8 protein-coding genes are annotated in these 7374 nt (G+C 70.4%); 7 read left to right on the top strand and 1 reads right to left on the bottom strand.

Annotation, left to right across the window (positions count from 1 at the left end; all coding sequences use genetic code 11):
- Nucleotides 1–369: 369 nt before the first annotated feature.
- Nucleotides 370–795: a secondary thiamine-phosphate synthase enzyme YjbQ gene (locus IEY70_RS07685; RefSeq protein WP_189064414.1), complete on the bottom strand. Its 426-nt coding sequence runs from the start codon at nt 793–795 to the stop codon at nt 370–372.
- Nucleotides 796–959: 164 nt separating this feature from the next.
- Between IEY70_RS07685 and IEY70_RS07680 the strand changes: the two genes are divergently transcribed.
- The 7 genes from IEY70_RS07680 (at nt 960) to IEY70_RS07655 (ending at nt 7370) form a co-directional block, all read left to right on the top strand.
- Nucleotides 960–2393, top strand: a complete 1434-nt coding sequence (locus IEY70_RS07680) for a DUF4403 family protein (RefSeq protein WP_229777741.1) — start codon at nt 960–962, stop codon at nt 2391–2393.
- A gap of 131 nt (nt 2394–2524) precedes the next feature.
- The gene (locus IEY70_RS21280) at nt 2525–2647 is read left to right on the top strand and encodes a hypothetical protein (protein WP_268243904.1); all 123 of its coding nucleotides are present in this window, start codon (nt 2525–2527) and stop codon (nt 2645–2647) included.
- A gap of 329 nt (nt 2648–2976) precedes the next feature.
- The gene (locus IEY70_RS07675; protein WP_189064413.1) at nt 2977–3564 is read left to right on the top strand and encodes an NUDIX domain-containing protein; all 588 of its coding nucleotides are present in this window, start codon (nt 2977–2979) and stop codon (nt 3562–3564) included.
- Nucleotides 3565–3718: 154 nt separating this feature from the next.
- Nucleotides 3719–4375, top strand: coding sequence for an IMPACT family protein (locus IEY70_RS07670; RefSeq protein WP_189064412.1), 657 nt, complete (start codon nt 3719–3721; stop codon nt 4373–4375).
- Between the two features lie 877 nt (nt 4376–5252).
- A complete protein-coding gene (gene ispF / locus IEY70_RS07665; RefSeq protein ID WP_189064411.1) occupies nt 5253–5750 on the top strand; it encodes a 2-C-methyl-D-erythritol 2,4-cyclodiphosphate synthase in 498 nt (165 codons plus the stop codon).
- 8 nt (nt 5751–5758) lie between these two features.
- Nucleotides 5759–6229: a tRNA (cytidine(34)-2'-O)-methyltransferase gene (locus IEY70_RS07660; RefSeq protein WP_373290764.1), complete on the top strand. Its 471-nt coding sequence runs from the start codon at nt 5759–5761 to the stop codon at nt 6227–6229.
- Nucleotides 6230–6350: 121 nt separating this feature from the next.
- Complete coding sequence (locus IEY70_RS07655) at nt 6351–7370, top strand: GGDEF domain-containing protein (RefSeq protein WP_189064409.1); 1020 nt, start codon at nt 6351–6353, stop codon at nt 7368–7370.
- The last annotated feature ends 4 nt before the right edge of the window (nt 7371–7374 follow it).

Here is a 7374-nt window from a genome sequence, read left to right as displayed (position 1 = left end):
AAGCGGATTTTAGCCGTCTGGGACAGCACTCGCCAGCATGCTGCTTAAAACTGAAAGATGTCAGCTGACCAACCACTGCAGTGCGGACCGCCACTCGTCCGTGGATGTAGTAAGCCGAAAGTGACGGCGGTCCAGCACCCACCATAGGTAACCGCCCTCCGTTTCATTTGGGCGTTCATAGGGCAGCAAGGAGGGAAGCCCGTGAATCAACCGCTTAATGTCCATCAGGACGTACATCATGGGGTATACGCTCATTGATTACCTTTTCCCGTCCTCCAGACACTTGGTGGAATACCCCTTCATCGCTAGGTCTATTTGAAGCCTACACACCATGATTCACAATGACATCTGAGTTCAGCCGCACAGACCCTAGCTCGCCTCGCCCGTCAGCGTGAGGATCAGCCTGCGGGGGCCGCCGTAGTCGCGGTGTTCGCAGAGGTACACGCCCTGCCATGTGCCCAGCGCCAGCCGACCGTCCCGCACCGGCAGCGTCAGGCTGGGGCCCAGCAGGCTGGCCTTGATGTGCGCCGCCATGTCGTCCGGTCCCTCCAGGGTGTGCGTGAACGGCTCCCAGCCGTCCGGGACGGCGTGATTGAAGTACGTCTCGAAGTCGCGGCGGACGTCCGGGCTGGCGTTCTCGTTCAGGGTCAGGCTGGCACTCGTGTGCTGAATGAACACGTGCAGCAGCCCCGCGCGGGTGCGGGCCAGTTCCGGAACAGCCCCCGCGACCTCCCGAGTGATCAGGTGAAAACCGCGCCGCCGCTCGGGCAGGGTCAGAAGATGCTGCGCCCACATACGGCCCAGGGTACCGCCGCAACGCCTCATACGGATTCCGTTTGTTTCGTTAACAACCCGGGACGGCACCGGGTTGCCAACTCCACGTCCGGAACCCGTTTCTCTCCTACTCGCATCCGCTCGGATTGAACGGCTTTGCAAGCCATTCAATCGGAGTCCGTCTCATGCACGCCCGTTACCCTGAACGCCTGATGCGCCCCGCCCCCGCCCGCCCCCTGACGCGCCTTCTCACGCCCCTGGTGTTCACTGGATTCATGACCGCCCAGGCCGCCCCCAGCACTGTCAGCAGCGCCCCCACCAGCACCCTGACCGTGCCGGTCACCGTGCCCCTGGCGGGCGTGCAGGTGGCCGCGAACGCCCGCGTCCCACTGGAATTCGCGCGCGTGAACGAGGAACGCGCCTTCCTGGGCGGCCTGCTGCGCGTCAACCTGACCGGCACCGTCACCCGCGCCGGGCACGTGCAGGTACGCGCCCTGCCGGACAGCTCCGGGCTGCAGATCAGCGTGCCCATCCGCGCGGCCTTCCGCGCCGAACCGGGCGGCATCGGCTCGTTCCTCGCGCGGGACTTCGGCGGCGAGGCGACCGTCACCCTGACCGTCACGCCCACCATCACCCCTGACTGGGAAGCCGACGTGACCATTCGCGGCGAAGCCACCTGGACCGACCCCCTCAGCGTCGAACTGACCCAGGGCGTGCGCGTCAGCGTGCAGTCCCTCGTCGACACGCAGGTACAGGCCCAGCTGGACACCCTGGCCGCGCAGGTCCGCACCACCGTCCGCGAACAGGCCCGCCTGCGCCAGCGCGCCAGCACCCTCTGGACCCGCGCGCAGCAGCCCTGGACGCTCCCCACCCCCGACCCCGCCTACGCCCGCGCCACCCCCCTCACCCTCAGCGTCACCCCCTTCCAGTTCACGCCCGACGCCCTGAACATCACCCTCGGCGCCCAACTCCGCCTGGACGCCGGACTCGGCCAGGCCCCCACACACCCCACGCAGCCCCTCCCCCCCCTGCGCCGCACCCCCACCCTCACCCCCGACCTGCACCTGCGCGTCCCCGCCCGCCTCCCCTACCCCGAACTGTCCGCCGCCGCCACCCGCGAAGCCGCCCGCCGCACCCTCACCCTCCCCGTCCCCACCCACCCCACCCTCAGGGTCACCCGCATCACCCTCCAGCCCACCGGCACCGACCTGACCGCCACCATCAACCTCCAGATCACCGGCCCCCTCGGCCTGAAACTCAACGCCACCACCGACGTCCGCGGCACCCCCACCCTCGACCCCGCCACCCAGACCCTCACCCTCGAGAGCCCCACCGTCACCACCCGCCGAACCGGCCTCACCGGCCGCGCCCTCGCCTGGCTGGCCGACACCCGCGCCCAGACCTACATCAAACAGGCCGCCCGCATCGACCTCACCCCCCACCTGAACGCCGCCCAGAGCACCCTGCAACGCCGCCTGCCCTTCACGCCCGCCCCCGGCATCACCCTCGCCGGACAGGTCCGCACCCTGCGCCTGACCAGCCTGAACGTCACGCCCGACGCGCTGATCGTCACCGCCGAGGCGACCGGGACTCTCGGGGCGCACGTTCAGGTGGAATAGGTGGGCGGCTGACGGCGGGGTTTCCGGGTGCTTCCCCACCCCCCAGCCCCCTACCCCAGGGGGGCAGGGGAGCAAGCGTTGCACTGGGCAAGAGGTTTTACTGGCGCGGCGGGGTTGCTGTGGGCGGTGACGTGTCCGGCTTCGACGCCATCCTGCCGCCCCCCCGCAAGGCCCGCGCGCTGCGCGCACGACGGCCGGTGGTGATCTGCGGCGGCTGGCAGGGCAACCTGATGACAGCCGCTGATCGACTCTGAAAACCACGCTCTGGCAACAGCCCAAAAAGTAGAACCTTCCAGCACGCACCAAGTTGGCTGGCCCGCCCGGCGTCGTGGCAACGCGGCCCGTCGTGCGCGCAGCGCGCGGGGCGAACGCGGCGGGGGCGGAGGATGGCGTGTGAGCCGTGGCCGTCCCCGCCCGGCACCCACCACCCAGGCCAGAGCAATACCTGCCCAGTGCCAACGTAAGCCCCCCCTGCCCCTCTGGGGTAGGGGGCTGGGGGGTGGGGAGGCCCGCCGCCAGGCGCCCACCTTCCATCGGGGAAGCCCGCCGCGCAGCCGAAACCCCCGCCTGTTAGCCTGAGCGCATGACTGATCACCCGAACTGGACGTCGTTGATTGAGGATGAGGTTCAGCCGTGGGAGACGCTGGAGTCCCGGCAGCTGGTGTCGGGGTTCCGCACGGTGTTCGAGGATCGGGTGCGGCTCCCGAATGGCGCGGAGACGACCTATCAGTACCGGCCGCGTGGGCCGCGTGCGGTGTTCGTCCTGCCCGTGACGGCTCAGGGTGAGGCGGTGTTGATCCGTCAGTACCGCTACCCGCTGCGAGCGACCGTCACTGAGGTCGTCGCGGGCGGCGTGGAGCGCGGCGAGGATCTGCTGGGGGCGGCGCGGCGGGAGTTGCAGGAGGAGGTTGGGGGTGTGGCGGCGGAGTGGGTGGCGTTGCCTGCCTTCTATCCGCAGCCGAGTATCAGTGGCGTGATTTTCTATCCGTTCCTGGCGTTGGGTGTGTCGTTGGGCGACATGCATCTTGAGGACACGGAGACGATTGAGCGGGTGGTGGTGCCTCTGGCGGAGGCGTACCGTCGGCTGGATGCCGGGGAGATCCTGGATGGGTCGAGCAGTCTGGCGATGTGGCATGCGCGGGCGGTGCTGGCGGCGCGGGGGTTGCTCTGATACGGATTCCGTTTGTTTCGTTGACAACCCGGTGCTGTACCGGGTTGCCAACTCCACGTCCGGAACCCGTTTTTCTCCTGCTCTGCGAGGCAGCTCTACGAGTCGCATCCGCTCGGATTGAACGGTCTTTGCAGCCCATTCAATCGGAGTCCGTATGACCGTGGTGGGTTCGGATCTTCCGGCGCCGTTCGTGACGTTGGCGGGGCCGCACCGGTCTGATGCGGTGATCGAGAACAGTGAGTTCCTGGCGTTCGCGGATCGGGCGGATTCGCCGGAAGCGGCGCTGGCTCAGTTGGGGGCGTTGCGGGAGCGGTATCCGGATGCGACGCATCACTGCTGGGCGTACCGGATTGGGGGCGCGTACCGCTTTGGTGATGATGGCGAGCCGGGTGGGACGGCGGGCGCGCCGATCCTGCGGGCCATCGAGGGGCAGGGCGTGGATCACGTGATGGTGGTCGTGGTGCGGTTTTACGGTGGGGTGAAACTGGGGACGGGTGGGCTGGTCCGGGCGTATGGGGGCGGGGCGGCGGAGTGCCTGCGGACGGCTTCGCGGGTGACGGTGCGGGCGCGGCGGGCGCTGGCGGTGTCGGTGCCGTTCGAGTTTCTGGGTGGGTTGTATCACCTGCTGGGGTCGCTGGATGTGATGCGCGGCGAGGAGGCTTATTCGGGGGTTGGGGTGTCGCTGAGGGTGGAGGTGTTTCCGGAGGACGTGGCGGGGTTCGTGGTGGCGTTGCGGGATGCGTCGCGGGGGGCGGCGGAGGTCGTGGAGTTGCCGTGGGAGGCTGCGCCGGGTGGGGGGGCGGCGGGGTAGGCGGGAACTGACCGGCGGGGCGGCGGTGGGGTGCGGGGAACGCGCTAGCATGGGCGCTTGATGAGTCGGGGGGCGGGGACGTTGATCACGCTGGGGGGCCTGCATCTGGGGTCGTTCCGGAAGGTGAAGTCGCTGTTGCTGCTGGTGTTCGTGGGTCTGGAGGGGCCGACGCCGCGCCGTCAACTGGCGGGACTGTTGTGGCCGCGCGCGGCGAAGCCGGAGGTGAGCCTGCGGGTGGCGTTGCATGCGTTGCGCGAGCATGACGGGGGCGCGCTGGGCGGTGAGGAGCGGCTGGTGGCGGGCGTGGCGTGTGATGCGGTGGCGCTGCTGTCGCTGCGGGGTGAGGCGGCGTGGGAGGCGTACGCGGGGCCGTTCCTGCATGGCGTGAACCTGCCGGACGTGTCCGGGGAGTTCGAGGAGTGGGTGCTGGGGCAGCGGGAGCGGCTGGCCGGTCAGGGGGTCCAGGTGGTAGGCGTGCACGTCCTCGATCACGGCCACGCGGTCCTGGCTGGGCAGGGTGCTCAGGGTCACGCGGCACACCCGGTCCTCGCCGCTGGCGGCCTGAAGGCGGGTCAGGTGCACGCCGTCCGTCCAGTGGGGCAGCGGGACGCTCAGGGTGCCGGGCGCGAAGGCCCGCGTGAACGCCGGGTTCTGGCGGGCGTGCCCGCCGTGCGAGGCGGCCCACTGCACGGCCGGGACGGGAAGATGCTGGAACAGGTCGTTGTCGAGGTTCATCAGGGTCAACTCCGGCAGGGGGCGGGGGGGGGGAACGGGGCGGCGGCTGATGGCCACAGCCTGCCGGACGGGGCGTTAACGGGGCGTTATGTGGGGGCGGCCGTCAGGGCGCGGGGGGCGGCCCATGCGGCAGACTGGGCGCATGAGTTCGTTACCGTTCCGCATAGGTTTTGGAGAGGACGCGCACCGGCTGGAGGCCGGGCTGCCGCTGGTGCTGGGGGGCGTGCCCATCCCGCACGCGGAACTGGGGGCCGTGGCGCACAGCGACGGTGACGCCGTGCTGCACGCCGTGGCCGACGCGCTGCTGTCGGGGCTGGCGCTGGGGGACATCGGGCAGTACTTCCCGGACACGGCCGCCGAGTGGGCCGGGATGGATTCCCGCGTGATCGTGGCCCGCGCGCTGGAACTGGTGGCGGCGCGCGGGTACGTGCCGGGGAACGTGGCGGTCGTGGTGACCCTGGACCGCCCGAAGCTGGGGCCGCTGCGCGCCGACATCGCCCGGTCGGTCGCGGGACTGCTGAACCTGCCGGAATCCGAGGTGGGTGTCAGTTTCAAGACCTCCGAGGGACTGGCGACCGCGCACGTGCAGACGCGCGTGACGGCGCTGCTGGTCCGCACGCCCGGCAGCGGTGAAGGATGACGGCAGGCGTGACCCCGCCGGCCTCTCCCCTGCTGCGCGTGGTGCTGTTCGAACCCGAGAAGGCCGGGAACGTCGGGAACGTCGCGCGGACCTGCTCGGTGCTGGGCGCGGACCTTCACCTGATCCGCCCGTTCGGCTTCCACCTGCACGACCGCGAGTTCCGCCGCGCCGTGATGGACTACCTGGAGGGCGTGACCCTGCACGAGCACGCCAGCTGGACGGACTTTCAGGGCACGCTGGGCGCGGGCGCGCGGGTGTGGGCGTTCAGCACGCACGCGACCGGGCTGCACACCCGCGCGGGCTTCGCGCGCGGGGATTACCTGCTGTTCGGGCCGGAATCGCGCGGGCTGCCCGCGTGGCTGCGCGACGCGCTGCCGAAGCTGAAGTTGCCGCAGCCGGGCGGGGGCCGCAGCCTGAACCTGAGCGTCGCGGCGGGTGTGGCGGCGTTCGAGGCGGGGCGGCAGATCGAGGGCTGGTAGGTCCGGAGGAGTCGCAACCGGCAGGGACCGCGCCCCCCCGGACCCACCCGCCGCCTGAACGCAGTTCAGACAGGGGAACGGGGTGCGCGGCGGCGCCCGACCCGCCTACACTGAACGGACCATGCCCCGCCCCGCCGCTCCGCCGCAGCAGATTCACCGGCTGCGGGAACAGCAGTACGCCGCGCACCTGTCGCTGGCGCTGCTGTCGGCGGGCGTGCACGCGGTCCTGCTGTGGCTGTCGCTGGCCGGGGAGCGGCAGAACGTGGCGTCACTGGCGGGCGCCGTGATTCTCAGCGTGTTCATGGCGGCCACGGTCCTGTCGCGCCGGGTGCCGCTGCGTGTCCTGACGGGCGGCGTGGCGTACCTGCTGCCGCTGTGGCTGACCGTGCAGGTGGTCCTGGTCGGCATGCAGGGGCAGGGCATCGCGCCCGAGTTCTTCCTGTCGCTGGCCGTGGTGGGGCTGCTGGCGCTGGCGTGGCTGCCGCTGAATCAGGCGGCGGCGCTGCTGCTGCCCCTGACCGGGTTCATGTTCGCGGCCGTGCTGCTGTTCAACCCGCAGGACCTGCCCCTGATGATCTACACGGCGTTCCTGCTGGCCCTGATGGGCCTGCTGGCGCTGCACGGGCAGCTGGTCAGCACGGAACGCGCCCGGAACCTGAGCGTGCAGCACGCCGCGCAACTCGACCCGCTGACCGGCGTCCTGAACCGGCAGGCGGGGTGGGACACGCTGGAGGTCGCCACGCGCTCCCCGCTGAACGCCGCGCGGGTCGCGGTGATCCTGGTGGACGTCGATAACTTCGGGCGGATCAACGACCTGCTGCGCCGCCACGCCGCCGATCAGGTGCTGCGCGAGGTCGCCACGCTGCTGGTCAGCATGACCGACCGGAACGTCAGCGTGATCCGCTGGAACGGCGATCAGTTCCTGCTGATCCTGCCGGACGTCAGTGTGGCCGCCGCGCACGACGTGGCCGACCGGATCGTGCGGACCTCACGCAACCTGAACCTGCCGGACCTGAACGGCGTGCCGGTCAGCGTGGGCCTGGCCTTCGCCGCCGAGACCGAGGACCTCGACGCCCTCGTGGACCTCGCCGTGCAGCGTCTGCACCGCGCGCAGAAGGCCGGCGGGAACCGCTGGGCCTGAACAC

Source organism: Deinococcus seoulensis (assembly GCF_014648115.1).
Classification (GTDB): domain Bacteria; phylum Deinococcota; class Deinococci; order Deinococcales; family Deinococcaceae; genus Deinococcus; species Deinococcus seoulensis.
Note: the sequence above shows the minus strand (reverse complement) of the source record. Positions and strands in the feature narration are given on the sequence as shown.